The sequence below is a fragment of the Candidatus Velamenicoccus archaeovorus genome, from assembly GCF_004102945.1.
GTDB classification, from domain to species: domain Bacteria; phylum Omnitrophota; class Gorgyraeia; order Velamenicoccales; family Velamenicoccaceae; genus Velamenicoccus; species Velamenicoccus archaeovorus.
In genome coordinates, this window is the sequence record NZ_CP019384.1 from 898,214 (window position 1) to 921,819 (window position 23,606).

Sequence of the window (23,606 nt, forward strand, 5' to 3'; positions counted from 1 at the left end):
TTATACCAAAGCGCACCGCCTTCCTTCCATGAGAATAATTTATTTTCTCTGGAGCCCCGCCTTGCCCTTCGGGCCTGCCACTGACTTTCAGTCAGGGGCTCTCCGTGGGGCGACGTCCCGATCCGCCATGGTTATGTTCGCGGCTAAGGCCGCAGGCATAACCCGTCCACAGGCATAGCCTCGTCCGCCCCAGGCGGGCAGGGAATTCTGACCAAGGGATTAAGGATGGCTAGACGATGATTTTGGGAATGATGAAGAGGCATAGGAAGCTCGCCGCGGATGACATGACGATAAGTCCCTGCAGGCCCAAGACGGGCAACAGGAAGGCGCCGCAAAAATTGCTCGCCACAACGGCCAGATTGCTGAGGCTGGTCAAGAGGGCAAACGAGGCGGCTTCCAACCCCGGGATGGAGTTCCTGGCCATGAAATCCAGGATCATGAGGAAGACGAACATGCCCATGAGGCTATAGACGATATCGTAGGCGACAGCCGTGGCCGGCGTGTAATGAAGATAGCTCAAGGTCGTCGCCGCGCCCAGGAAGACCGAGAAAAACAGCCATTTTTTGAGGTTTATCTTCTGGCTGAATTTGAAATACAGCAAAGCCCCGATGACGGCGAACACCGTGCCGATGGTGCCCAGCGCTCCGATCCAGACCTTGCTCCATTTGAAGACATCTTTCTGGACGAACAAGAGCGGCGTGCCGAACGACGGCGCAAACTGATACAGGAAAACGAACAGTCCTGCCCACACGAGCCTTCGTGAACCGAGCAACGTTTTCATGTCCTGGATGAATTTCGAGGCCGTCTCCCTGCGGATGGGTTCTCCTGCGTTATAAAAATATGCGAAGGCCCCCGCAATGATGTAGACGGGGATCAGGCAAAGATATCCTGTCGTATAGTCCCACTTTTCGGCAATGTAGCCTCCTCCTATGCCGGTGATGAGTGTTGCGACAGAGATGGATATCCACTGCACGCTCTGGATTTTTCCGGTGGCGTTGTGTTGTTTGCCTTCGACGCACATGATGCCGTCGACAGACACATCCCTGAAGGCGGCCCAGGCAGAGCTGACGATAAGCATTCCGACGAGGAAGGCCAGGGGGAGATGGTTGGATCCTATCACGGCCGCCAAAAGCGCGCTGCACGACAGGGAAATAAGGATCCATATCTTTTTGTTCAGGAAATTGTCTACGATGTATCCTATGGCGGGCTTGACGAGCCAGGCGAAAGTGATCACGCCGGAAATGAGCATGATCTTTTCCGGCGTGAATTTTAATGATTCCTTCAGATAATAAAAAAGACCCTGGGAAGGGAGTGTTTCAATGCCTTGCGTGAAGTAAACAGCGCTGCTGAGGCAGAAGACCCGTAATAACCTATTGTTCATTTCCCGGCGGATTTGGGGCAGCCGGTGCCGGCGTCTTTGGAGTTTCGGCCGCGACTGCCGGTGCCGGGGTTGCTGGCGTTGTCTGTTGGGCCGGCGCGGGGGCCTGGGCCTGCGCCGGGGCCGTTGCCGCCTTTGAATCCGGCGTCTGCGCAGGAGCCTGAGCCGCGGGAGCGGTCGGCAGGTAACGTTCTACCAGTGAGCGGCTTTTCTGGATGGACATGAACGCCAGCGACAGGCATGTAAAGAAAAATACGATCGCCAGGACCGTTGTGGATTTCACGAGGAACGAGCTTGTTTTTGTCCCGAAGATGGACTCGGCCGACGAAAACGTTTCGATGAGCCCCCCTCCCCGCCCCTGCTGGACGAGGACGATCAGGATAAGAAGGGTGCAGGCGGTGATATGGATGGTGATGATGAGCGCGAACATAAACTTGGACTCCTTGATTGGCCCTGCGGCTTATTTGCTTACTTGTGCTCCTTTGACGATCTCGGCAAAGCTTTTGACGTCGAGACTGGCCCCGCCGACGAGAGCGCCGTCGATATCTTTTTGGGAAATGAGCTCTTTGATGTTGCCTGGTTTGACGCTCCCGCCGTATTGGATGGTGATCTCATCGGCGATCTCGCGGGTATAGGCCTTTTCAAGGAGATCGCGGATGAAACGGTGGACTTCCTGGGCCTGGTCGGGCGTCGCCGTTTTTCCCGTGCCGATCGCCCAGACAGGTTCATAGGCGATGATCACTTTTTTGATTTCTTCTTTGTCGAGCCCTTTGAGGCTGTTGGTGACATGGTCCCGGATGACATCGAAAGTGCGGCCCGCCTCCCTCTCTTCCAGGCTTTCTCCGACGCAGACAATGGGCGTCAAGCCGTGTTTGAGCGCCGATTTAAGCTTTTTGTTGACGGTCTCATTGGTCTCATGGAAATATTGGCGTCTTTCGGAATGGCCGAGGATGACGTAACCGCATCCAAGCTCTTTGAGCATCGGGGCCGATACCTCTCCGGTGAAGGCGCCGGCGTCTTCCCAGTGCATGTTTTGGGCGCCAAGGCCGATGTTCGTTTGATAAACGACCTCGGCGACTTCGTCGATCGCCGTGAAAGGCGGACAGACGATGATACCGATAGCGTCGATATCATACAGATCTCTTTTGAGACCGTTGGCCAGCTCGATGGCTTCGACCGTTGTCTTGTTCATTTTCCAGTTGCCGGCGATGATGATTTTCCTCATTAAATGCACTCCTTACTGTTTATCCTTCAGTGCGGCGATACCCGGAAGGACTTTGCCTTCCATGAATTCCAGCGAGGCGCCGCCGCCTGTCGAAATATGCGTCATCTTGCTCTCGAGGCCGAACTTGGCCACGGCGCTGGCTGTGTCGCCTCCGCCGATGATGGTCTTGGCTTTGAGCGTCGTGATGAACGTCGCTACTTCTTTTGTTCCTTTGGCATACTTGTCGTTTTCAAAGATGCCCAGGGGGCCGTTCCAGCAGATGGTCTTGGCGCTTTTAAGGGTGTCGCAGAACAGGGCGATGCTCTTGGGGCCGATATCGACGGCAATCATGCCGTCGGGGATGGCCGCATCTTTTGTCGTTTCGATCTTCGTCGGCGTATCGATATTGTCGACAACGAGATGATCGACCGGCAATATCACCTTGACCCCAGCTTTTTTGGCCTTCTGGAGGGTTTCTTTGGCCAGGTCGATCTTGTCTTTCTCAAGTTTTGAATTTCCGATGGCAATCCCCTGGGCCTTGAGGAAGGTATATGCCATGCCGCCGCCGATCACCAGGACCTGCGCTTTTGTGAGGAGGTTCTCGATGACACCGATCTTGTCCGAGACCTTGGCGCCGCCGAGGATCACGGCAAACGGCTTATCCGGCTGTTCAAGGGATTTGCCCAGGTATTCGATCTCTTTATCGAGCAGGAATCCTGCGACCGCCGGCAGGTCGTGGGCCACGCCCTCCGTAGAGGCGTGCGCCCTGTGGGCCGTGCCGAAGGCGTCGTTGACGTATGTGTCCGCAAGGCTTGCCAGCTGTTTAGCGAATGCAGGGTCGTTCTCTTCTTCTTCGGCATGGAATCTCAGGTTTTCCAGAAGGATGACTTTTTCAGGGGAGGCGTCGATGGCCTTGGCGATTTCAGGGCCTACGCAATCGTTGAGTTTTCTGACGGGCGTTTTGATCAGCTCCTGGAGCCTTTGGGCCACGGGATCGAGCCTGAGGGTTTCCTTGACCTGGCCGTCGGGTCGTCCCAGATGGGTCATCAAAATCAGCTTTTTGGGGTTGTTCTTGAGAATGTAATCGATCGTGGGGATGGCGGCCTTGATGCGCGTATCGTCTGTGATCGCCCCGGTTTTTTTATCCTGAGGCACGTTAAAATCCACGCGCATGATGATCTTTTTGCCTTTGAGATCGACGTCCTTGACGGTCATTTTATTCATAGAAACCCCCGAAAAATTGTTTGATGGGTATTTGTTTCCGGTTTAGGTCCTGCGGTGTCCCGAGAACGATTGGCGTATTATAGCAGATTTTTTCTTCTTGTAAAGGGCATCGTTGGAAAGGTCAGCGCAGGCAATAAGGAGGCTGGCGGTCCAGCCACCTGCGGATTTCACGCAGACAGATATTGCCTTCGGGAAAAGTTCCGGCCAGTTCTTTGTGCCTGAAAAGGATGTCGTGCGCCAGCTTCTGTTTTTTTTCGTCTTGGTGAAAGAGGCTGAAGGCCAGGTCCATCCAGAGGTCGATGTTCTTAGGGTTTTTTTGGATCGCCCTGAGAAAAAGTTTTTCGGCCTGCCCGTATTGTTCGCCGAGGTAGGCGATATAACCGGCCAAGACGAGGGTAAATTCCGAGTCGTCGCATGCCAGCCAGTGCTTCGCTTTTTTCGAGAGGAGCCCCAGGAGGCGCGGATGGTCGAAGACCTTTTCGGCCAGCGCATCCAGCATATAGTTGCCTCTTGTCATGCCGCTGTCGGCCGTGTTCGTCTGGTATCCGGGGCTGACGCGCGCCGTCCTCAAGAAATCTTGTTTTATCCTGGCGAGTGTCTTCATGGGGACGTTTTGGGTTTTATGGCCGCCTGTGCCACAGAGGCGCAGTAGCGGCAGCTCACACATCGTTGATTGCAATGCGTGGTGTGTTCGATAAAGTCTTTGGGAAAGGCCTTGTTATCGCAGATGAAAGGCAAGGGGCCCTTGTTGGACGGCGCCAGCGTGAAGAGGTCGCCCTTGAAAGACCGGGCAAGATACGCGGAGATCTTTGTTTTGAGGAGGCGGCTGTCGTCTTTGCGGTAGGCGATCTTGATGCCGTCCGCCCAGCCGTTTTCCTCGAAAAAGGCAAGGTCTTCCGGCCTCAGGTATGGCCGCCTGATCTCATCGGCCGGCTCCTGCGTTGCGAATTGGCATCCGTCTTTGAGCATGAAGCCGACGTAACATCCCGCCCCTTCCTGCAGCATCGTCCTGGCCGCCTCCATGAGGACGGGCCATTCAGCATGCCTGCCGCCGTAGAAACAGTGAAGATAGCAACCGTGATTCGCCAAAAGTTTAATGGTGACGGCAGGCAGATGTTTGCGGCCGGCGCGGATGGCATCCAGGGCGCGTGCGTCACGGTTGCAGGAGACATCCAGTGTGAATTCCGTCATTCCCATCTTGACCGCCTCTTTGATTTTATGTTCACTGTCGATGTTCATGTAAACCGAACTCTGGAGGGCGATCTTCGGAAACATCTTGCGCAAGAACGGGACGATGCACGGATCGGCCAGGGTGATCGACGTGATCCCTCCGGAGTCTTCGAGGGCCTTGACGTAGCGGCCGATGCGTTTGAGGTCGTCAAAGAAATTGATCCGTTTGTTGAGGAGGAGGTTCCTTTTGATCTTGTGACGGTGGCAGAGGGCGATCAGTTGCCGGATCTCGCCGCTGGAGGCTTTGCGGGTGTTGAGGTATTGGTTGGAATGGTCGTCTCCCTCGGGTCCGGCAAAATAGATTTCGTAGATCCCCCCTGTCGCGATCGCCCATTTCATGAGCGCCAGGTCGTTGTTGTAAGGGATGGACAGTTTCAGCTTGGGGTTTTTCATCGGTCTTGTGTTTTCTTCGGATCATTTCCGATCGGTTTGAATTCCTCGAACCCGTGGTGCTGCGCATATGTCCGGTAGACGCCTTCGCATCTTTGGTGGTAAGCACAGCGTTGGCAGCGCGGGCCTTTGGTTTTGTCTTTCAGGCGTTCATGTGTCGGGCTGATCCTGAAGTCATGGCCTTTCTCGGCCGGATGCAGGCAGAGTTGTCTGTGTCCAGACAGGCGCGGGCCTTCCAGCAGGTTGTTGCGCCACGGCCGTGGCACATGACAATAAGGAAAGCCTTCGAGCACGACTTCCAGATTTTTTTCTTTTCGCGCCCATTGCAGCGCCCTCTTTAGATATGGCGAGACTTGCGTGTATGTCGGCACGACCTTGTCGAAGTAGGTCCTGGCAAAGCCGTGGGGGGTCAGAAAGACGAACCAGATGCCTTTGACCCCCAGGCGCTTGAGGAATTTTGCCGTCTCTTGCAGGTGGCGGTAATTGGCCCTTGTGATCATGATCTTGACGTAAAGGCCGCGAGAGACGGCAAGCGCGTTGCGGATGCCGGCGACGGTTTCCCAGAAGCTGCCCGGGACATTCGTGGTGACATCGTGCGCCTTGGCTTTGTAATCCTGCAGATGAGTATAGATCACGGGGTGATAAGCGGCAAGCCGCTTGACAAATTCTTTTTTAGCCATGAGGCGTCCGTTGGTCTGTATTTGGATCTTGTAGCCCAGCCGGAAGGCGGATTCCATAAGGGAAAAGAAGTCCTCCCTGGCCGTCGGTTCTCCTCCTGAAAGGACCAGTTGGTCGTAACTGCGGCGATAGGCGGCCAGCGCCTTTGTGAGGATCCCCAGGGATGTGAAGGTCCCGGGTTTGTTGTCGCCCGTGACACAGAAAATACAACGGTTATTGCAGCGGTAGCCGACCCTGAAGAACAGGGTCCGGGGTTCTTTGTCTAGAATATGGCGATAGATGGCTTCTACATCCGCGGCGTAAGAATGGATATCCTGGACATGGGCGTGAAAAGGAGGCTTTAAGCGCGCGCGGCCCCTCCGGATCTTCCCGATGATGCGGTTGAGTTGTGCCAAAGAACTATAGACGAAGGCGTTTCTGCCGGGGATGGTTTTTTCAAGGAGGCTCGGCTGCCTGGGAATAATGACGGGTATCTTTTGGTAGAGCGATTCCAAAAGCGACATGGGCCCTGTTTCGTCCCAAACCGACGGCACCAGGAGGTAGTCTATTTTTGAATAAAACTTTTCGGGGAGCTCGGCATAAGGAATATTCTCGATGATTTCGATGTCCGGCCGATTCCCGATATTCTCCAGCTGCCGCAGGTTTTTTTGTGGTGCGCCTTTTGTCCAGAGGCCGAGAAGCATGCGGATACCGCCGTTTCGTTTTATCAAATATTCGATCGTGTCCGACCCTTTGAGGGGCGTCCATATCCCCAAAAAGCCGAAGACAGGCTCTTTGTCTTGGCGTCTTGCGCGCGGCCGCCGCCGCATGTGTACGCCATAAGGCAAGCAAACGATCTTGTCCGGGTCGGCGACGAGTGGGGCCAGTATTTCTTTTTGTGTTTGCGATGGGCATATGATCGCATCGCACATGTCTATGATTTGGCGGATGTGGCCGCGCCGCGCGGCGTTAAACTCGGAAAGGGGCATATGATTGTATGCCGCCAATCTTTGTGCATCAGGACATGAACAGGCCTCCGGGTTTGTCTTGCGGCATATCTTGCGGCCGTCATGGAACCTGCCGCCGGCGCAAAACAAAGAGTGGTCGTGGAGGGTCACGACGATGCGTGCGCCCAGGCTGGCCGCTGTAGTCAAGATGGGCCGCAATTTCGTTCCTGAAAAAAGATGAACATGGACGATGTCGGGCGGATCCGCCTTCAAGGCGTTGTCCAGGGCCAGGCGCAGGCGTTCGTCGTAGACGATATTGTTGTCCGGCGAACATCGGATATGGATATGCCTCAGGTCTGTGCGTGAATGCAGAGTCGTTTGGCCGTCGGAATCCACAGAGGTTTCCAGGGAGATATAGGTGATTTGGTGTCTGATTTTCTGGCGGCGGACGAGTTCCCAGAAACACGGGTGGTAGAGGCTTGAACTGATATGGGCGATGTGCATGGCTATTGGAATGTGACCAGGAACGGATGCTCCGGCGCGAAAACGTTGAGCGGGACCGAAATGTTTTTCAGGATTTTCCCCCGGCGCAGGAGCGTCAGCTGCCTGCCGTGGAGTTTGAGGGCGTCGGCCCGCTCCAAGTCCCGGCCGTATTCATTGCGCGTCGCGTCATGAGAGACGAACGCCGCATGTTTATAAGACACGATATTGTCCTTCATGGCGGCCCCGGCGAGTGCGTAGAATTTCCGTTCATAGAACACCAAAAACGTCTGTTTGAGGTAGGCGTCCATCTTGCGGACATATTCCGGCTCTTTTTTGAAAATTTCACGCCGCAGCCTTCCTGCCAGCTTGATGGTTGCCGGGCAATCGTAGCGGCATGGCATGTGATAGATGTAGGAAAAGATCGTGTCTTTGAGCAAAGGGTTGCAGAGAAAAGACGGCCGGGTCCTGGTGTGGCGCCAGGCTTCATAAAGATGGCTGTAACGGATCCAGTCGTTGTATTGCCTGAAAAATCTGATGCAACAATCGGGATATCCCAGGACGTAGCCGTATTTGAGATGGTCGGCGCGCGGGGCGAAGATGACGCGGTTGTTGATGATGACGGGATACCACATGGCCCGTTTCAGCGTCTTTTTGTCTTTTGCCAGAAAGACGTGGACCTCTTCGTCCGTATCTGTCTCCAGCGGCAGGCCGTAGGCCGATGTCGTCGTGAGCCGGTCTTTGCCGATCACGGAATCCGGGACGTCATTCTTGTGCACATTGCGGAAGATGACGCTCTCCCGGACATGGATACCGTATCGGCGGCAGGCCTTTTTGAATGCCTCGATCCTGTTTTTTCTAATCCAGTCATCCAGGAGGGGTTTGAAGCCCAGGATCAAGGACATGTAAAGGCCTAACTGGAGGCCGTTGCCCTTGATCTCCATGAGGTCGGCGCAGAAAGATCTCGGCTTGTATTGTTCCAGAAGGGGATTATTCATGATAAGGTCTCTTCTATCTTATGGGAACGACGTCTCTTTTTCAAGCGCCGGCGCGTTTTTCGCCGCTTTCCATCTGTTTATCGCATTCAAGCCGTCAGGATGATATAATGATGCCTATGTCCAAGATCGATGCAGATCTTTATAGGGCCCGCTTGACGGGAATTTTTCGCAAGATCGCGGCGGACGCGCAGAGGCGCACGGCTTCGGGCGCCCGGCTTTGCGTCCTGGCGACAGGCGGGCTGGATTCATCTCTTTTGGCCAGCCTGTTGAAGCCTTTGCGTCCTCATCTCTATTTCGCTCTTGTTCGTGATAAGAGTCTCCGTTCTTACAATACGTGGTCTGTGCGCCGGTGCCGCGCGCTGGCCCGCCGTCTGGGCCTGCAGTTTTCCGCCATTACGGTCACGAAGCGCGATTACGCAAAGGCCTACGTTTCCCTCCGGCCGACACTTCCCTTTGTTGCTCGTGAGAGGGATATCGCGGCCGTGGCTGTCTTTTTCCGCCTGATCGCGCAGCGCCAGAAGCATCCCTGCCTTTTATTGAGCGGGATGGGCGTGAACGAACTCTGCAGCCTGTCCGCCAGGCGCGCGCGCGCCTATTATCGTAAGAAGGGCTTGGCCGAAATCAGGACTCATCAAAAACTTGCGCGGGCCTGCGGTTCGTCTTTCTGGGCCCCCTGGCTTTCGCATGGTTCGGTCCGTTTTTTCACGTTCCTCCCGGCCGGGCTAAAAACGGACAAGGCGTTTTTTAAAAAAGTCATTGCCGACGCATCTCTTTTGCCGCCGGATTTTATTCGCCAATCCTCCCGTCATTCGTCTGTCCCTTCTTCGTTTCTGAAGGGTCTTGACGGTTGACCCTCGTCATAAAATCAAAAAGCTCTTCAAAAGTCTTCCAGTCGATGCCGGTCTTGCCGGTCAGGTCGTTGACGATCTTGAAGCTCGAGACGATATAGTCTCTGTAGGTCTGTTTTTTCTCTTTCCGGCCGAAGCGTTGGTAGAGTTGCTTCAGCATTGCCAGGGTTTTCGTATTGAGACGCGGCTGCGGCGAGAACTGGATGAGCGAAAATTCCTGTTTGAGTTTTTCCGGAAGACATAGGAATGCATCTCCCGGCAAGAGATATCCGTGCGGATGCAGGCTGAGGTCCCAGGCGCCTTGCGGAGAGAAACGCCTGGCATCGCCGGCATAGATTTTGGCATGGTATTTTTTTGCGATCCAGGCATAATCCTGTTTGAATGTTCGGCGTCCGGCCTGGTCCCAGGCAGCAAAAGCCGCTGGAGTCACGTCGATCTTGCCGAACGGCAGTTGAGCCAGAAAGAGAAAATTATGGCGGAACCGCGGCATTTCTTGCGGATGGACCGTCATGTTGCAGTTGACCGCCAGGCCCGCCAGCCGGCACAGCAGGAGCATCTCGACCAGATGGGCGAAGGACGCGTTTGTGGTACCCCTTCTCCATGCCGACGTGGTTGCCGGAAGGCCGTCGAGTCCGATCTCCAGATTGACCTTATTTGTCTTGAGAAAGGCGATCTTGGGCGCGTCCAATAGCAGGCCGTTTGTCTGGAGGCCGATCTCGGCTTTGGGCACAGCCGTTTTCAGGAAGGAAATGACCTTTTTCGTTAACGGCCACACCAGGAGAGGTTCGCCTCCACTTAAGATGAAGCGCCGGGGTTTCATCCCTTCTTTTTCAAGGAAAAAGATAAACCCCCTGATCGTTTCCAGTGACAAAGACCTGTTTCTCTTGTCCCGGAAATAGCAATACCTGCATGCGAGATTGCACTTTTCAGTGACGTAGAGAAAGATATGGGAGGATTCAATGGCGGGTGGCATGTCCTCGCAGGTCCATGATATGGCGGTATTTGCCGGTTGACGTTTTGGGAACATGGCCGGAATGGGGACGAATGGTGACCAGATGCGCTATGTGAAGGCGGACGCCGAGTTCTTTGATGAGCGTTGCGCTTGCAGAAAGGTTTTTCTCGGGGATGTGCAGGGTGATGTTGTCCCTGAAGTTCCGCTTGTTTTTATCGACGACGCAGAAAAAGCGTGGATGTCCCAGGAGCCGCAAGATCGTCTCGGCCACGAGCCGGCGCGAAACGATCTTGCCTTCGATCAAGAGTGAATCTGCGTCCCGGCCGAGGACGCGGATGTATTTGGCGTTCCCTTTCTTGGTGATGTGGACGCGGTCGCCCAGGACGTAGCGGATGAAAGGCATGCAGGTGTTTTCCAGGTCTGTGATCACGATGCGCCCTTCTCCCGTCTCCGCCGTCCTGCCGTCTTCGCCCAGGATCTCAATGTAAAGGCCGTCTTCAAAGAGCCTCATGAATGTATCTTTCGGATCCTCGGCGATCGCGAACCCCGAGAATTCCATGGCGCCATAATGGTCGAAGATGCGCGTCCCCGATAACGCTCTCAGGCGGTCTTTGAACCATGGATACAGCGGTTCCCCGTTAAGAATGCAGGATTTCACCGGATGTTTTCGTTTCAAAACGGAGAAGATGTCATAAAGCTGGTTGGTGTAGGAGTTGATGAACGCGGGTTTCAGCGATTTGATCAACGCGATCGCCTCTTTTGTTTTTTCCGGGCTCGTGAGGGATCCCAGGGGGATCACGCCGGCGCCCAGGGCCCTGAAGGCCTGTTCCATGATGCGGCCGCCGCTGTTGAGTTCATACGAACAGAGGTTCAGGCACAGGTCGCCCGGCTTCATCCCGCAGGATTTGTAAATTTTGACGAGACGGCGCAGGTGCGTCCGATAACAATCCTTTGGATGCAGGATGTACATTTGTTTTCCCGAAGAGCCGCTCGTCGCCGTTACGTTGAAGGCCTCTCCTTCAGGGGGAAATTGACGGATATCGTCGCGCATCATGAGCGGCAATTTCAGGAATTCACCGCATGACTTCAATGGGAGCCGCACCGCCCGGTATGGTTGGAGGTGCGCGAAGCATGCCAAGAGATGGTTGATTTTTTTCAGGGTGACAATGTCCATGCGTATTGTTTTGAATAGTCTCGATGGCACCGGGAGGCGCCGCGTTTATAGAGAAGCCGGAGCGACTGCAGCGCGGCATTTTCCTGTAGAAGAAAACACCCCCGGCATAATGGGTCGTACATTTTTTTCTGGAAAAATCCGGATGCCGCTTTGAGCCGTACGCGGTGATAGCGTGTCGACATCCACAGCTCCGCCAGGCCCTTGTCGTGGACGTTGCCTATCTTGACGCTTTTCTGCGTTGAACAACAGGCGGTCACGTCGCCCCGCTCTGTCAGAAACGTCGCAAACCATCCCATGTGGCACGGTCCTGGACTTCGGCAATCCGCGCCGGCCGGCAGAAATTTTCCCGTTTCGGCATAATGGGCCGAAAGGTTGTTTTTGACGCGGCCCAGGGTTCCCTTCCGGTGGGCGGCTAAGAGTAATTTTTCCGCTTTTTTCATGAGGGGCGGCGTCAGGGCCAAAGGACTTGTCCTGTGTTCGACATGCTCGCATTTGATCCGGAGTTCGTCGATCTTGACGCGCCGGGCAAGATCGATGACGGCCGGCAGGTTGTGATAGTTCAAGGCGTGCAGGACGAAGTTGAGCGAAGTCCTGGCCGACCGTGACCTGACGCGGCCCAGAAGCTTCATATTTTTTATCACCATATCAAAATCGCTCAGATTTTGCGGCCGGTGGATCCTGAAAAAATCTTTTGCGTTTGTTGCCGAGAGGCTGAATTTCACGGCGTGGATGCGATGGATGGTTTTCAACAGTTTGTGCGGAAACAATCCGTTCGTCACCAGCGTGACCGCCAGTCCTTTCCTGCCGGCATGGTGGACGATGCTTTCGAAATCGGGGTGCAGCGTTGGTTCGCCTTTGGCCGAAAAGCAGACATGGCTGACGTTGAGTTTTTGACAATCATCAAAGACCCGGCCCAGGGTTTCCGTCTCCAGCCGCGTTTCTTTCGCCGGAGCCCTGGCGGCCGTTCCGTGGTGCACGCAGAAGAGGCAGTTGAGGTTGCAGGTGTTGTTGAGGTGGCAAAACAGGATCTTGGGGCCGCTGAAGATCCTGTGCCTGAGGGCCCCCATCAATCTCAAGGCATCGTTATGCAAGGTGTCGGCCATAGTTTTTCTTTTTGAGGGCTTTCACGGCGACAAGCCGGCAATAATCGCACCCTTCGCATCTCATGTCGCAACTCAGCAGTTTTTTCGCAAATGTGTCCGGGATGCTCTTGTTGTCGCAGATGAAGGGGATGGCGCCTTTGTTGGGGGGCGTCAATTCAAAAAGGTCTCCGTCAAAAGAGCGCTCGAAATAAGCTTTCAACTTTTTGCGCAGGACAGGAGTACGATCCATGCGATAGGCAATTTTGATCACGTCGGCCAATCCCCTTTTTTCATAATAAGTCAGGTCTTCCGGCCGGATGAACGGCCGTTTGATCTCGTCTGTGACATCTTCTTTTTTATAGACGCAGTTTTTGACATCGATGAGATCTCCCAGAATATACCTTTTTTGAGGCGGGCGTTGCGCCGCCGTCTGCTGTTCAAGCATCTCTTTCAGCAGCGGCCAGCTGGAATGACGCATGGAGTAGAAGCAATTCATATAGCAGCCGTGGTTGGCCAGAAGTTTTACGGAGAAATTTTTGAGTTTGTTTTTATAATCCCTGATCTTTTCCAGTTCTTCTCCTTTGCGGTTGGTGGAGACGTCCAGGCAGAAATCCGTCACTCCCATTTTGAGGGCTTCTTTGATCTTCTGGAGGCTGTCGATGTTCATGAATACGGACGTCTGGAGACGGATCCGCGGGAAGGCCTTTTTGAGAAATGGGACAATGGCGGGGTCCCCGACCGTGATGGACGTCAGCCCTTCTGTCTTGTCGAGGGATCCGATGTAATGAAAGACGCTTTTGAGGTTATCGGTGAACGCGATCCCCTTGTTCATCAAAAGATTGCTTTTGACGTTATGTTTGCGGCACAGCGCCATCAATTCAAGGATCTCCTCTTCCTGAAATTTGTTCTGGTTCTGGTAGGGGCTGGAGTGGTCATTGCGGCCGGCGCCGGCGAAATAGACTTCCGCCGCCTGGCCTGTTTTAAAGGCCCATGCCATGAGGGTCAGGTCTCCGTTGTATGGGATGGAGAATTTAAGCTTCATGAAGACCTCCTATAATACCTCAAAATAGAATTGGGTGCGTGGTCTTTTGTCCATGTCGATGCAGATATATGTGATGCGTATGGCGTTGGCGACAGGAAGCAGGGCTTGATGTAACCTTTGGGCGGCCTGCGTTTTGTCGAAACGCCTTATCAGGGCCGTGACATCGCTGCTGTCGAATGGGAAATCCGTGCGTACGGACCGGCTTCCTTTCTGCTGATACCTGATGGCCAGCATGACTTTTTGCGGCAACCATCCTATTTTCCGCCACCGTTCATAGGTTTTCAAGGCCCCTTTCTTTAGAACAGAGGCGCAGGCCGTTGCCAGCGAATCCGTGGGGAAAGGCCCATAATAGATTTTCAGGCCCTTCCTCCCTGTTTCATAAAGGTCGACGGCCGACATCCTGATGTTTTGAAAACGCCTGATGTCCGATGCGATACAGGCCGTATCCAGGTGCAGGCGAGAGGCGATGGCCGTCGCGTGCTTGGCGGGATCGGATGGATCCTGTGCGCGGTGATAATAATTATAAAGCTTGTATCGCGTCTCCCGCAGGAGCGGGCGGTCTTTGTAGGATGCCACCCCGATCCCGAAACAGTTGTCTCTGTTGTTGCGAAACATATAACGCCTGGCTTCGGTCTCAATCCCCAGCAGGCGAAAAATGCGGCAGGCGTCGGTTTTCTTCATGCAGGTCAGGGCGATCCGTGAGACGCCTGCGGCGCAACGGGAGAGCGATTCACTGGAGACCTCAAAGCTCTTCTCGTCCCCGTGCCTTTGTTTGATGCTAAGATAGGCCTTCGTGGCGCGAAAGAGCAAAGGGTCCTCCCGCAGTAAGAACTCAAGCAGTTTTATGTCGTGGAGCGTCGTCACGGCTGTGTCCGTTTTTTTAGGCCGCAGATGACGCAGGCCTTCCAAAACCTGTTCGCGAAGTCCATGTCCATCGCGGGTTGCGGCGGCGTTTTCAATATCTGCGCGAGGCGGCCGTCTTTGACATTTCCGTAAAACGTGGGGTCGTCTGCCGCAGGCAGGCCGAAGAGGATCCGCGTGGGATTGAGGCATCCGAAAATGTCCCCGTTGCAGTCGATGAAGAGATTATTTTTCCATGCCTCGCACGTCATGAGGCCGTTGAGACGTTTGACGACTTTGGAATTCGTGTCGTTTGGCATGGTGTTGCGATGAAGCGGCCCCATCAGGGTGCGGGCATTAAGGATCTGTTGCGTTTTTTTCGTGAAATCCAGGACATTGGTGGTTCTGACAAAGAACGGGAGTCTTGCAGCGATGCGGAATTCGTTGATAAGGCGCCGCAACTGCTCTTTGTCGGGCGCCAAAAAATGGTTGTGAGGGGTCAGGAGCATATGGTGGAAATGGATGGAAAGATCGGCGGGCCGGCCCATCCGTTCCAGCAGGATGCGGTGGAATTTCCTCACGAAGCTTATGGCTTTGGCGGCCGTGTTTTTGGTGATGACATAGTTGATTTTGAATCTAACGGCGTATTTCTTTCTGTGGGCGAGATCAAGGATGTCCTTAAGGGAATCAAGGGCGTTTTTAAAGGCGTCCCTCCTTTTGATTCCATGAATATCCCGGAATTCCCTGGCGTCCGTCGCATTCAGATTGATCGTCAGCAGATTTAGATACGGCAGGATTTTCTTGATGCGTTTGCCTTCCTGGAGGTTTGTTAATACCTCCACGGCGTAACCCCATCGGTAAGCTGAAGCGATGATCTTTTCGAAGTCCGGATGCAGGGCCGGTTCTCCCTGCGAGCCGATTTCTAAAAACCCAAAGCCGTGTCTTTTGGCTTCTTTCAGGATATCGAGCCAGGCCTCGGCTGGCAGATCGGCCGGTTGCCGGTCGTGAAGATAAACGCAAAACACACAACGGTAGGGGCACGCGTTTGTCAAGGAAATGAGCAGTCTTTTGTCTCTTCCGTTTATCCCGGGCGTCTTTGGATGTTTCATGGCATTCATGGCCGCCGTTGTTTATGCGGTAGCGGTATTCCCCGGCACAAATTTAAAATCAAGAATTTTCTTTGCGAGAACGGATGCGTTATCGCTGAGCGTTCCGGCAAACGATCTCAAAGGATCGTTTTCGGCATGCGAAGCGCAGTCCGAACATAGATAGCCGGCTTTCTTCTGGAGGATGCCGTGTGCAGCCATTTGGCGTATCTGTTGGTAGCGCTCCGACCGCCACAGCGATAGCAGGTCCGTATGGTAAATGTTTCCAATCCGCACAACATTGTCCCGCGAACAGCAGGCCATCAGATCTCCCTGTTCCATAAGGAAAGTTTGGAACCATCCCATAAAGCAGGGGGCCGGTTTTCCTTGCATGCCCGGCGGCGCAAAGAATTTCCCTGTTTTCAGATAATGATCCAGAAGGTTGTTTTTTATGCGGCGCAGACGGTTTTTCTTCAAAAGGGATGCCAGGATTTTTTCCGTTTTCGCCCTCATGGCAGGTGTCAGGGAGAGGCGGTGGAATGAGCTGCTCTGCACTTCTTTGATGTTAAGTTCGTCGATGCCGAGCTGTTGGGCAAGCTCGAAGATCGCCGGCAGGCTCTTGTAATTGAACCGGTGCATGACATAAGTAATGGAGATTTTGGGCCGGCTGGTTTTCAGGCGGCTCAGGCGCGCGATATTTTTTGTTACCGTCTCGAAGTTCGGCAATGGCCCGGCATGATGATAAAGGCGGAATTCTTCGGCGCAAGCCGCCGACAGGTTGCATTTGACCAGATGTGTCTTGGCGAGAGTTTCGATCATTTTTTCCGGGAAGGTTGCGTTTGTCAACACGGAGACAAAAAAATTTCTTTGCGTAGCTTCATCGATGATGGCCTTGAAATCCGGATGTAAGGTTGGTTCCCCTTTGGCCGAGATGCAGACATGTTCCACATGCAGTCTCCGGCAGTCGTCGAACACCTTGATGAGCACCGGCAGCGGGAGCCGTGTCCGGCTTTTTATCTTCCAGTCTGCGGGAAAATAGCCGTGATAATGACAAAAGACGCAATGGAGATTGCAGGCCGTGTCGATCTGACAGTAGAGGCTCTTGGGCCCCGTCATGAGCTTGTTTTTGGCAATACCCAGCAATCGCAATGTGTCGTGATTCATGGCATTGTTTTCCCGGCGGCGTCGTTTCTGACGGACCTGAGCTGGCGTGCGATAGCGTCATTTTCGCGATAGTGACAGCAGCTGCGGCACTCGTGGATCGCATGGTCAAAAAGGGAACGGCTGCCCCGCAGGCGCAAGCGCTGGAATTTCTGGGAACGCCAGACGTCTTTCAGGGAGTCGCGGTAGATGTTGCCCATGATGCATGTGTGTTGCATCTGGCAGCACGGCGTGATATGGCCTAACGAGGTGATGAAGACATAATACCATGTCATGTAGCAGGCTGCCGGTTGCGTCGGTCTCATGAAGAGCTCGTCAAGGTAGATTCCGCGGGCCTTGAAATTATGCTTGAGATTGCTGTCGATCTTGAGGAATGCCTTTTTGCCCGATATCTTTTTGATGATGGATTCTGTTTTTGAGGCGATCTCCGGCGTCAGGCGCAAGGAGGTGTTGTAGCGCCTGGTGTCGATATTTTTGATGAACAGCTCCTCGATCATCATCTTTCCGGCGATCTCGAAGATCCTTGGGACCTCCCGGTAGTTGAGCGCATTCAGGATATAGATGAGCTTGAGGCGGGGCATCTTTTTCTTTTGTTTTTTGAGATATGCCAAGAGGCGCAGATTCTTGCAGACGGTTTTGAAATGATCGCCGGGTCCCCTGGATTGCAAGGTCAGATATTGTTTTTCCGTTGCCGCGGAGAGATCGATGTTCAAGACTTCGAAATGCCTGATAAGCTTGATCCAGTCGGGCGGAAACGTGGCGTTGGTGAATAGATGCAGTTTGAATTTTTTTTGGGAGGCATAAGAAACGATTTCGGGAAACCGGCTGTGGAGGGTCGGTTCCCCTTTGCCGGAAAGACGGATCTCTTCGACACGCAATTCATGACAATCGTCAAGGGTCTTTCGAATCGCATCGAATCCCAGCTCTTTCGATGCCCTTGGCGCTTGCGTATCGAGAGAGGAATGATACCAGCAATGGAGACACCTGAGGTTGCAGGCGTCCGTGAGGTGCAGGAGGGCTGTGTGGGGGCCGGCCAATACCTTGCTCTTATTGATCGAGAATAGCCTGAGATGATCGTCACGCGTGGTCATGACTATCTTGATTTGGATTGCTTTGCCATTGTTCTGTGTCTGTCGTGGCTTGGTCGAGTTCGCGGCGCCGGCCGCGCGTACAACCATGATGAGACGGGGTTGCGGCAACTGCCTGTTCCGCAAGAGATCGTGCGAGCGATGCGGTGGCCTGCGCCGGTCGAAGGCCGAGGGGGACTCCAGTCATTATATGCAAACTTCAGGCGGCGGGCAACTGGTATTTGGTGTTTTGCACGCCTCCCGAAAATGATATAATACACGACAAAAGAAAGAGGGTATGGTATATGAAAAAAACGGCGATGCCGCTGAATGTGGATGCCAAGCGTTTTGATCTCAGGCGCCTTCATTGTTCGGAGTCCGGGATGAAGGGTATCTGCAAGGCTTTCGGGCTCGGGATGCTCTGTTCGTTCGAGCCGGAGAAGAACGTCAGGATCTCTCATTCCAATTTTCTGGTGTATGCGGAGACATCCAGGGGCCGCTATGCGTTAAAATTCCATCCTCATGGTTCAGCGAATCTTCATCGGCACGAACACCTTCTGCATCGTCTCTTGCGGCAAAAAGGCGTCTGCGTTCCGCGCATGTTTTCTCCTCCCTGCCTCCCTTTCAGGCATTATCTTGTCACCTGCCATGAATGGCTCGATGCGGCACCGCTTTACCGATTTCCTGTTTCCAGGATGCGTCATCTGGGGATAACCGAAGCCATCCAGTCATTCAATAAGACTTTAAGATCCTTGATACACGAGGGATTGGCTTTGCGCCGCCAATCTTTTATCGAAAAAGTCAGGCAGCTCAAAGATGCTTCGAAAGCCTGCAAAGGGAACGCGGGCGCCAGGGGGCTTCTGGATGATTGTCTCAAGGCTTTTCGAGACGCTCCTGCGGATTTTCCTCTCGTGCCATTGCATGCGGATTTGTCGGTTTCCAATATATTATGCAGCGACCGGCAGGTGTTTTTCATCGACTTGACCCATGTGCGGCATGCGTGTCTTCAGACGGACATGGCCAGTCTGCTTGTTTCGTGCTTTGTGCAGGAGATGCCTTCGTCCGCCCTGGGAAAAATTCTGCTTTCTGGCGAAGAAAATGCATCTTTTCCCAGGGGGTGGAAAAAGGCCCTCGCCGTTCTTATCAGGCTGGAGGCTTTCGGAGAGTATCTGAAGGATGCGCATCGCCTTGGGAAGACTTATCGCGGCAAAGAAGTTGTTGCCTTCAGGCGCGAGTTGCTCCGGCACCAGAAAAAGATGGAATATCTGATGAAGGATCCTCTGGCTGTCCTGTCTTCTTGAAGGGGATCACATTTCTTTGAGGGTGCGGCAGACGCTTTTGTTGAAGGCTGCAAATCCGCAATACCTGCATTCCTGCCATAATTTTTTTTTCGGGTCCGTCCCCTGTCTTGCGGCTGCCCTGAGGCGTTCAAACCTTTTTGAGAACCAGATTTTTGAAAATGGCGTCTCGTGGATATTGCCCATGATAGCCACGCCGACATTGTCGCAGGGGGCGACCACGCGGCCGTCCAGGTCGATAAAACCGTAAAACCACCCCACATAACAAGGCATGCGTTTTTCATGGAACGCCTTAAAATAGAAAAGACGGTCATTGTGCCAGGCGCTTTTTCTCAATGATTTCCTGTTTTTCATGAAACCGGGATGCAGGACCGCGCGGCGGATCTCCTCTAAGTTTGTTTTGACGCCGTCCTTTGTCGGCCGAAAGTCTTTCAGGAAGGCCTTCAATTCTTGAAGGCCGTTGTCGGAGAGCAAGAGGGAACGTGTCTGGGCGGTGGCTTCGATAAGTTTAAATTTGACCTCGGAGGCGTGTGCATTTTTCGCCAATACGAGCGCCCGCGGGATGTCTTCGTAATTCATCTCGTTGATGATAAATATCATTTGCACGAGCGGGTGTCTTTTCTTGTTTTGCGTCAGGGCGCAGACGTTGTTCAATGTTTTTCGGAATGCGCCGGCGGCGCGAGGCCCGTGTATCCTGGAATAATTCCTGGGGTCAGCGGCTGAAAGATTGACGTTTACTTTGTCGGCGAGCGCCAGGTAGCGCATGAGGGCGGTCTCAACGGCGCAATTGGAATAGACCTCGAGGCGCAAGCCCAGGTGTTTGATGAAAAGGATCAGCTCTTTGATGCGGGGGTAGAGCATCGTTTCTCCCCCCTCCAGGCATATGCCGGTCGTGCCGATCCTGGCGCAGTCCTGGATTGTTTTCTTGAGGAGCTGGAAGTCCATGTGCCGGATGCGGCGGTCTTTCGGGATGACCAGCGGTGATTTCTCCCAGCAGAAGATGCAGCGGAGATTGCAAAGGTTCGTCAGGTGGATATTGACGGAGCGCGGGCCGACAGCCGGACGTTTTCCCCTTGCGGCTTCGAGCCGGAACGGGTCGAGACGGTCATGAAAGACAAAGTCAGAGGATTCGTTCATAGGTATTGACGGAAGACAAAGACGATGCTTAAATAAAGTTTCTCATGGCAGAAATCCCGCAGTTGACAGACTTGACGCTGGAGATCACCAACGCGTGCAACCTGCGTTGCCGCTGTTGCGGCATCTGGAAAGAACGCAAGGCCAGGTCGTTGTCTCTTTCTGCAATCGAATATATTGTATCGGTTCTCCTTAAAAAAATCAAAATCAATTCCGTGGCCTTGACCGGCGGAGAACCTTTTCTTCATCCCCAGTTTGACGGTATTTTTAAATTTTTTCACATCCTGAAGCTTAAAAAGCTTGTCCGCGCGATCGGCATCTATTCCAACGGTTTCGGCCACTCCCGTATTGTTGGTTTTCTTGAAAAGCACGGCGATATGCTCAAGGGTGTCAGCCTGGGGATCAGCCTTGACGGCCTAAAGGCGCATCATGACGACCTGCGCGGCCGGGCGGGCGCTTTCGATGCGAGCATGAAGACGGTGGATTACGTGGCGTATCGGTGCAGAGGGCTCGTCAAGCCCGCCATTAAGTTCACGATCAACAGGCGCAATTACGGGGATCTTTTTGCGTTGTATCGCCTTGCGGAATCCCGCGGTTTCCGTTTTATGCCGAAACTGGCCGAGTTCGGCACCGAGGCCTATTATCATCGGGTATCCGGACGCACGGCCGGGCTGGATTGGGACGATCCTCGCATCAAGACTGAGATCATCCGTCAGTTGCGCGCGATCGCTTCAGATGTCAAATCGTCCGGAACACAAACGGCAGACGGGAGGGTCCTTTCCTTCCTGGAGAGGATTGTCAGGCGGGGGGTGTCGGCCATCACCGCCTGCCGGACTCCGGGGAACTTCTTGTTTATTACATGCGCCGGCGCTATTCATCCTTGTCTGTATATGCCCCCCGTCTCGTCCATCGGGAGCCACTTTTTAAAAGATATCTACGGCCCTGAGCACCAAGAAAGGATACGGATGGGGCTCCAGGGGCTTTGTCCCCGTTGTTACGCCTACCACGGTTTCCTCAAGACGGTCAATCTGGAGAAGGTTTAGAGGATTTTGAGAACGGTTTTGACGGTGGCGGCCGCCCCTTCGAAAAAGGCCGGGGGCAGCGGTTTTGGCGCCGGCGCCTGCAAGACATCTTTGATGGCCCCGGCAAGGGTTTCCGAACGCAATCCGTCATAGTCGAAGAGGCGCGCGTTGAGATGTTTTTCAAGGAGGCGCGCGCGCGGCGTCTGGTCATTGATCCACCCGGACTTAGCGAGGACGGTATAGGGGGCGATGATGCATTTCTTGCCAAGGTGCAGCAGCTGGACGGATGTGTTGTAGCCGGCCAGGCTGACGGAGACATCGCAGGCGCCAAGACAGTCGGCGAAATGAGGCACGTACGGCACGACAGACGTGTGTTTGATGCCGTGTTTGCGGACGAGGGCTTCGAAAAATTCCATTTCTTTTCTACCCGACGCAGGACCCGCGGACAGCAGCATGGCGGCATCGTTTCCCAGATATCGTTTGGCGAGGATTGCGCTCGCGATGATCTTGGGGCAGGTCGTCCCCCCTCCCCTGCTCACAAGGATTTTTTTGCGTTTGGATTTTTTCCATCGTTTCATCAGCCGTTCTGCCGCCGGATGGCCGGCGCCTTCGGTGCAGCGCGGCAGGATATAGCCCGTGTGGATGATTTTTTCCTTCAGCGATGCGAAGATCGAGGCATACAAGTCCCTGCGTTCTTTGTCCGGGACGAGCTCGAGGAAATACGGGTATTCGAAATTCTCCGGCGTATGGATGAAGATCTTGTCGTAGAAACGCACTTCTTTGAAAAAACGCTGGACATTTTTGATGACATCGAGAGTGATGTAGGGATAGCCGATGGTTGCCAGGATCTTTTTGCGTTGTTTCTTCAAAAAAAGGAACGCCTCGGAAAGCTCCAGGAAGCATTCGCTCCTGCCGAAAGGAAAGTATTCCGTCATGAAGACGTCCGGCATGATGTCTTTGGTTTTATCGAGGATGAAATCGGCGCGCAGGCCGATGTTCCGGATGTCTGCCGGAAGATTTTTGAACTGCGCTTTGCTGTAAAAAGGATAGGGAACGTCGATCTTTGTGACGCCGGGTTTCGGCCTGAATGTGTGCTGAGGGACGCCTGCCTGGAGGAGATAAACCTCGAACAGGCCCCGGCCGAAGGACGCGAAAGCATCCGCCAGGGTCGTGATCCTCGATGTGTGGCCGAGGCTCTCCTTGTGGGTGTAATATAATAGAATTTTGATTTTATTTCGCATGGCGCGGTGTCATGAGGAACGTCTGGTCTATATTTTTAACGGCCCTGCAGATGTCCCGGTAGCGACGCAAGCCGGCCTTTGGCCGCGTCCTTTTCCAGAGGCGCATGGCCAGCGCAGCGCTGTAGTTGCTGAATTCACGGTACGAGACCGTCCTGTTCTTGAAAAGCGCCCGGTAATGGGCCAGGAGCCCTTGATAGACGGCTTCGTTGTATGCGGTGCCGTCCGTTCCAAGCTTCAGGATAAAAAACCGGTCCCGGATCGCTTTGGGGAACGCCATGAAGGTCCAATTTGCAAGAACGTCTCCGTGGGGAAGAACGACGAGGTCGTGGCCGTAACTCATGGGGCGGCTGTAGCAGGGACAAAGGACGCGCTTGCGCGCGCATGACAATGCCGCCAGATGTCTGTAATTGTCGATGAAATCCTTTGCCGAGGCCGCGTCCCACGGGGCCAGGAATGCAGGATGGACATCGATGCGCGAGACCCCCAGAGACGACAAGAACCCAAAATTCTTCGCCATATAACGGGTTTCTTGCGGATGGACGGTCATGGTCGGGAATACCTCGATTCCCAGGCGCAGGGCCTTTTTTATGTTCGTGCATATGAGGCGGTAGTTTTGGGCGGAAGTCCCTTTCCTGTGGCGGGCGGTGCTTTCGGGATTCCCGTCAATGCCAGGCTCCAGGGATATGTTATGGCACCTGAGAAATCGCATCTTTTCTTCCGTCAAAAGAAGCATATTGCTTTGAAGCAAGATAGAGCTTTTCGGCCTAATTTTTTTGATGTCCCGGACAAGCGTTTTTACGAAATCCCATCGCAGGAGAGGTTCTCCTCCGGAGATTACGAATTCAGTCTTTGGGTCCTTCGGCAGGATGTTTAACAGTTGTCTGGCCTGTGCCAGGGAAAGGTCCTGACGTCGTGTTTTCGAAGAGAAAAAGCAGTAGTCGCAGTCCAGCTGGCATCGGTCTGTAATGAATATCCAGCAGTATTTTATGGAAGGCATTGTGCGTCTCATAATGTTTTTCTGGAGCCCCACGGGCATAACCCGTGAGGTCTTTTCTATCCGCCCAGGTGGGGCGACGTCCCGAACCGCCATGGTCATGTTAGCGGCCAAAACCGCAGGCATAACCCATCCACGGGTGTAGCCTCGCCCGCCCA

Annotated in this window: 22 protein-coding genes; 3 read left to right on the forward strand and 19 right to left on the reverse strand. The window is 53.9% G+C overall.

Going from position 1 to position 23,606, the window contains the following annotated elements:
- Positions 1 to 229 precede the first annotated feature (229 nt).
- The 8 genes from BU251_RS03980 to BU251_RS04015 form a co-directional block, all read right to left on the reverse strand.
- A complete protein-coding gene (locus BU251_RS03980; RefSeq protein WP_128699601.1) occupies positions 230 to 1,381 on the reverse strand; it encodes an MFS transporter in 1,152 nt (383 codons plus the stop codon).
- Entirely contained in the window at positions 1,371 to 1,808 is a 438-nt protein-coding gene (gene secG, locus BU251_RS03985; protein ID WP_128699602.1) for a preprotein translocase subunit SecG, read from the reverse strand. The genes BU251_RS03980 and secG overlap by 11 nt, the downstream gene beginning before the upstream one ends.
- Before the next feature lie 30 nt (positions 1,809 to 1,838).
- Positions 1,839 to 2,603 (reverse strand): triose-phosphate isomerase, encoded by a 765-nt coding sequence (gene tpiA, locus BU251_RS03990; RefSeq protein WP_128699603.1) that lies wholly within the window; start codon positions 2,601 to 2,603, stop codon positions 1,839 to 1,841.
- Positions 2,604 to 2,615: 12 nt separating this feature from the next.
- The gene (locus BU251_RS03995) at positions 2,616 to 3,806 is read right to left on the reverse strand and encodes a phosphoglycerate kinase (RefSeq protein WP_128699604.1); all 1,191 of its coding nucleotides are present in this window, start codon (positions 3,804 to 3,806) and stop codon (positions 2,616 to 2,618) included.
- Between the two features lie 121 nt (positions 3,807 to 3,927).
- The gene (locus tag BU251_RS04000; protein WP_128699605.1) at positions 3,928 to 4,410 is read right to left on the reverse strand and encodes a tetratricopeptide repeat protein; all 483 of its coding nucleotides are present in this window, start codon (positions 4,408 to 4,410) and stop codon (positions 3,928 to 3,930) included.
- Entirely contained in the window at positions 4,407 to 5,429 is a 1,023-nt protein-coding gene (locus tag BU251_RS04005) for a hypothetical protein (RefSeq protein WP_128699606.1), read from the reverse strand. Before BU251_RS04005 ends, BU251_RS04000 begins: the two co-directional genes overlap by 4 nt.
- A complete protein-coding gene (locus tag BU251_RS04010; protein WP_128699607.1) occupies positions 5,426 to 7,534 on the reverse strand; it encodes a radical SAM protein in 2,109 nt (702 codons plus the stop codon). The genes BU251_RS04005 and BU251_RS04010 overlap by 4 nt, the downstream gene beginning before the upstream one ends.
- Positions 7,535 to 7,536: 2 nt before the next feature.
- Entirely contained in the window at positions 7,537 to 8,508 is a 972-nt protein-coding gene (locus BU251_RS04015; protein ID WP_128699608.1) for a hypothetical protein, read from the reverse strand.
- Between the two features lie 107 nt (positions 8,509 to 8,615).
- Between BU251_RS04015 and BU251_RS04020 the strand changes: the two genes are divergently transcribed.
- The gene (locus tag BU251_RS04020) at positions 8,616 to 9,359 is read left to right on the forward strand and encodes an asparagine synthase-related protein (RefSeq protein WP_164908853.1); all 744 of its coding nucleotides are present in this window, start codon (positions 8,616 to 8,618) and stop codon (positions 9,357 to 9,359) included.
- Here the strand turns inward: BU251_RS04020 and BU251_RS04025 are convergent.
- Genes BU251_RS04025 through BU251_RS04060 form a run of 8 tightly spaced genes read right to left on the reverse strand, consistent with a single transcriptional unit; the run spans position 9,295 to position 17,783 of the window.
- The gene (locus BU251_RS04025; protein WP_164908854.1) at positions 9,295 to 10,329 is read right to left on the reverse strand and encodes a radical SAM protein; all 1,035 of its coding nucleotides are present in this window, start codon (positions 10,327 to 10,329) and stop codon (positions 9,295 to 9,297) included. The two genes, BU251_RS04020 and BU251_RS04025, sit on opposite strands and share 65 nt — an antisense overlap.
- The gene (locus tag BU251_RS04030) at positions 10,313 to 11,482 is read right to left on the reverse strand and encodes a phenylacetate--CoA ligase family protein (RefSeq protein ID WP_128699611.1); all 1,170 of its coding nucleotides are present in this window, start codon (positions 11,480 to 11,482) and stop codon (positions 10,313 to 10,315) included. The genes BU251_RS04025 and BU251_RS04030 overlap by 17 nt, the downstream gene beginning before the upstream one ends.
- Complete coding sequence (locus BU251_RS04035) at positions 11,464 to 12,585, reverse strand: radical SAM protein (protein ID WP_128699612.1); 1,122 nt, start codon at positions 12,583 to 12,585, stop codon at positions 11,464 to 11,466. Before BU251_RS04035 ends, BU251_RS04030 begins: the two co-directional genes overlap by 19 nt.
- Positions 12,566 to 13,606, reverse strand: coding sequence for a hypothetical protein (locus tag BU251_RS04040; protein WP_128699613.1), 1,041 nt, complete (start codon positions 13,604 to 13,606; stop codon positions 12,566 to 12,568). Before BU251_RS04040 ends, BU251_RS04035 begins: the two co-directional genes overlap by 20 nt.
- Before the next feature lie 9 nt (positions 13,607 to 13,615).
- Positions 13,616 to 14,470, reverse strand: coding sequence for a hypothetical protein (locus tag BU251_RS04045; RefSeq protein WP_128699614.1), 855 nt, complete (start codon positions 14,468 to 14,470; stop codon positions 13,616 to 13,618).
- Positions 14,467 to 15,555, reverse strand: a complete 1,089-nt coding sequence (locus tag BU251_RS04050; protein WP_164908855.1) for a radical SAM protein — start codon at positions 15,553 to 15,555, stop codon at positions 14,467 to 14,469. Before BU251_RS04050 ends, BU251_RS04045 begins: the two co-directional genes overlap by 4 nt.
- Positions 15,556 to 15,576: 21 nt before the next feature.
- Positions 15,577 to 16,695, reverse strand: a complete 1,119-nt coding sequence (locus BU251_RS04055; RefSeq protein WP_128699616.1) for a radical SAM/SPASM domain-containing protein — start codon at positions 16,693 to 16,695, stop codon at positions 15,577 to 15,579.
- The gene (locus tag BU251_RS04060; protein WP_164908856.1) at positions 16,692 to 17,783 is read right to left on the reverse strand and encodes a radical SAM protein; all 1,092 of its coding nucleotides are present in this window, start codon (positions 17,781 to 17,783) and stop codon (positions 16,692 to 16,694) included. Before BU251_RS04060 ends, BU251_RS04055 begins: the two co-directional genes overlap by 4 nt.
- Positions 17,784 to 18,064: 281 nt before the next feature.
- Between BU251_RS04060 and BU251_RS04065 the strand changes: the two genes are divergently transcribed.
- Positions 18,065 to 19,060 carry a phosphotransferase gene (locus BU251_RS04065; protein WP_128699618.1) on the forward strand — a complete coding sequence of 332 codons (996 nt, stop codon included), beginning with the start codon at positions 18,065 to 18,067 and terminating at the stop codon, positions 19,058 to 19,060.
- Between the two features lie 6 nt (positions 19,061 to 19,066).
- Here BU251_RS04065 and BU251_RS04070 read toward each other — a convergent pair whose 3' ends face one another.
- Positions 19,067 to 20,194 carry a radical SAM protein gene (locus BU251_RS04070; protein ID WP_128699619.1) on the reverse strand — a complete coding sequence of 376 codons (1,128 nt, stop codon included), beginning with the start codon at positions 20,192 to 20,194 and terminating at the stop codon, positions 19,067 to 19,069.
- 44 nt (positions 20,195 to 20,238) lie between these two features.
- Between BU251_RS04070 and BU251_RS04075 the strand changes: the two genes are divergently transcribed.
- Positions 20,239 to 21,234: a radical SAM protein gene (locus BU251_RS04075; protein ID WP_128699620.1), complete on the forward strand. Its 996-nt coding sequence runs from the start codon at positions 20,239 to 20,241 to the stop codon at positions 21,232 to 21,234.
- Here the strand turns inward: BU251_RS04075 and BU251_RS04080 are convergent.
- Positions 21,231 to 22,454, reverse strand: a complete 1,224-nt coding sequence (locus tag BU251_RS04080) for a glycosyltransferase (RefSeq protein WP_128699621.1) — start codon at positions 22,452 to 22,454, stop codon at positions 21,231 to 21,233. The two genes, BU251_RS04075 and BU251_RS04080, sit on opposite strands and share 4 nt — an antisense overlap.
- Positions 22,444 to 23,574 carry a radical SAM protein gene (locus BU251_RS04085; protein WP_128699622.1) on the reverse strand — a complete coding sequence of 377 codons (1,131 nt, stop codon included), beginning with the start codon at positions 23,572 to 23,574 and terminating at the stop codon, positions 22,444 to 22,446. Before BU251_RS04085 ends, BU251_RS04080 begins: the two co-directional genes overlap by 11 nt.
- Positions 23,575 to 23,606 lie beyond the last annotated feature (32 nt).

Coding starts and splice junctions, on each gene's coding strand:
- BU251_RS03980 (WP_128699601.1), bottom strand. CDS start 1,381: ATGAACAATAGGTTATTACGGGTCTTCTGCCTCAGCAGCGCTGTTTAC.
- secG (WP_128699602.1), bottom strand. CDS start 1,808: ATGTTCGCGCTCATCATCACCATCCATATCACCGCCTGCACCCTTCTT.
- tpiA (WP_128699603.1), bottom strand. CDS start 2,603: ATGAGGAAAATCATCATCGCCGGCAACTGGAAAATGAACAAGACAACG.
- BU251_RS03995 (WP_128699604.1), bottom strand. CDS start 3,806: ATGAATAAAATGACCGTCAAGGACGTCGATCTCAAAGGCAAAAAGATC.
- BU251_RS04000 (WP_128699605.1), bottom strand. CDS start 4,410: ATGAAGACACTCGCCAGGATAAAACAAGATTTCTTGAGGACGGCGCGC.
- BU251_RS04005 (WP_128699606.1), bottom strand. CDS start 5,429: ATGAAAAACCCCAAGCTGAAACTGTCCATCCCTTACAACAACGACCTG.
- BU251_RS04010 (WP_128699607.1), bottom strand. CDS start 7,534: ATGCACATCGCCCATATCAGTTCAAGCCTCTACCACCCGTGTTTCTGG.
- BU251_RS04015 (WP_128699608.1), bottom strand. CDS start 8,508: ATGAATAATCCCCTTCTGGAACAATACAAGCCGAGATCTTTCTGCGCC.
- BU251_RS04020 (WP_164908853.1), top strand. CDS start 8,616: ATGATGCCTATGTCCAAGATCGATGCAGATCTTTATAGGGCCCGCTTG.
- BU251_RS04025 (WP_164908854.1), bottom strand. CDS start 10,329: ATGCCACCCGCCATTGAATCCTCCCATATCTTTCTCTACGTCACTGAA.
- BU251_RS04030 (WP_128699611.1), bottom strand. CDS start 11,482: ATGGACATTGTCACCCTGAAAAAAATCAACCATCTCTTGGCATGCTTC.
- BU251_RS04035 (WP_128699612.1), bottom strand. CDS start 12,585: ATGGCCGACACCTTGCATAACGATGCCTTGAGATTGATGGGGGCCCTC.
- BU251_RS04040 (WP_128699613.1), bottom strand. CDS start 13,606: ATGAAGCTTAAATTCTCCATCCCATACAACGGAGACCTGACCCTCATG.
- BU251_RS04050 (WP_164908855.1), bottom strand. CDS start 15,555: ATGAAACATCCAAAGACGCCCGGGATAAACGGAAGAGACAAAAGACTG.
- BU251_RS04055 (WP_128699616.1), bottom strand. CDS start 16,695: ATGAATCACGACACATTGCGATTGCTGGGTATTGCCAAAAACAAGCTC.
- BU251_RS04060 (WP_164908856.1), bottom strand. CDS start 17,783: ATGACCACGCGTGACGATCATCTCAGGCTATTCTCGATCAATAAGAGC.
- BU251_RS04065 (WP_128699618.1), top strand. CDS start 18,065: ATGAAAAAAACGGCGATGCCGCTGAATGTGGATGCCAAGCGTTTTGAT.
- BU251_RS04070 (WP_128699619.1), bottom strand. CDS start 20,194: ATGAACGAATCCTCTGACTTTGTCTTTCATGACCGTCTCGACCCGTTC.
- BU251_RS04075 (WP_128699620.1), top strand. CDS start 20,239: ATGGCAGAAATCCCGCAGTTGACAGACTTGACGCTGGAGATCACCAAC.
- BU251_RS04080 (WP_128699621.1), bottom strand. CDS start 22,454: ATGCGAAATAAAATCAAAATTCTATTATATTACACCCACAAGGAGAGC.
- BU251_RS04085 (WP_128699622.1), bottom strand. CDS start 23,574: ATGCCTGCGGTTTTGGCCGCTAACATGACCATGGCGGTTCGGGACGTC.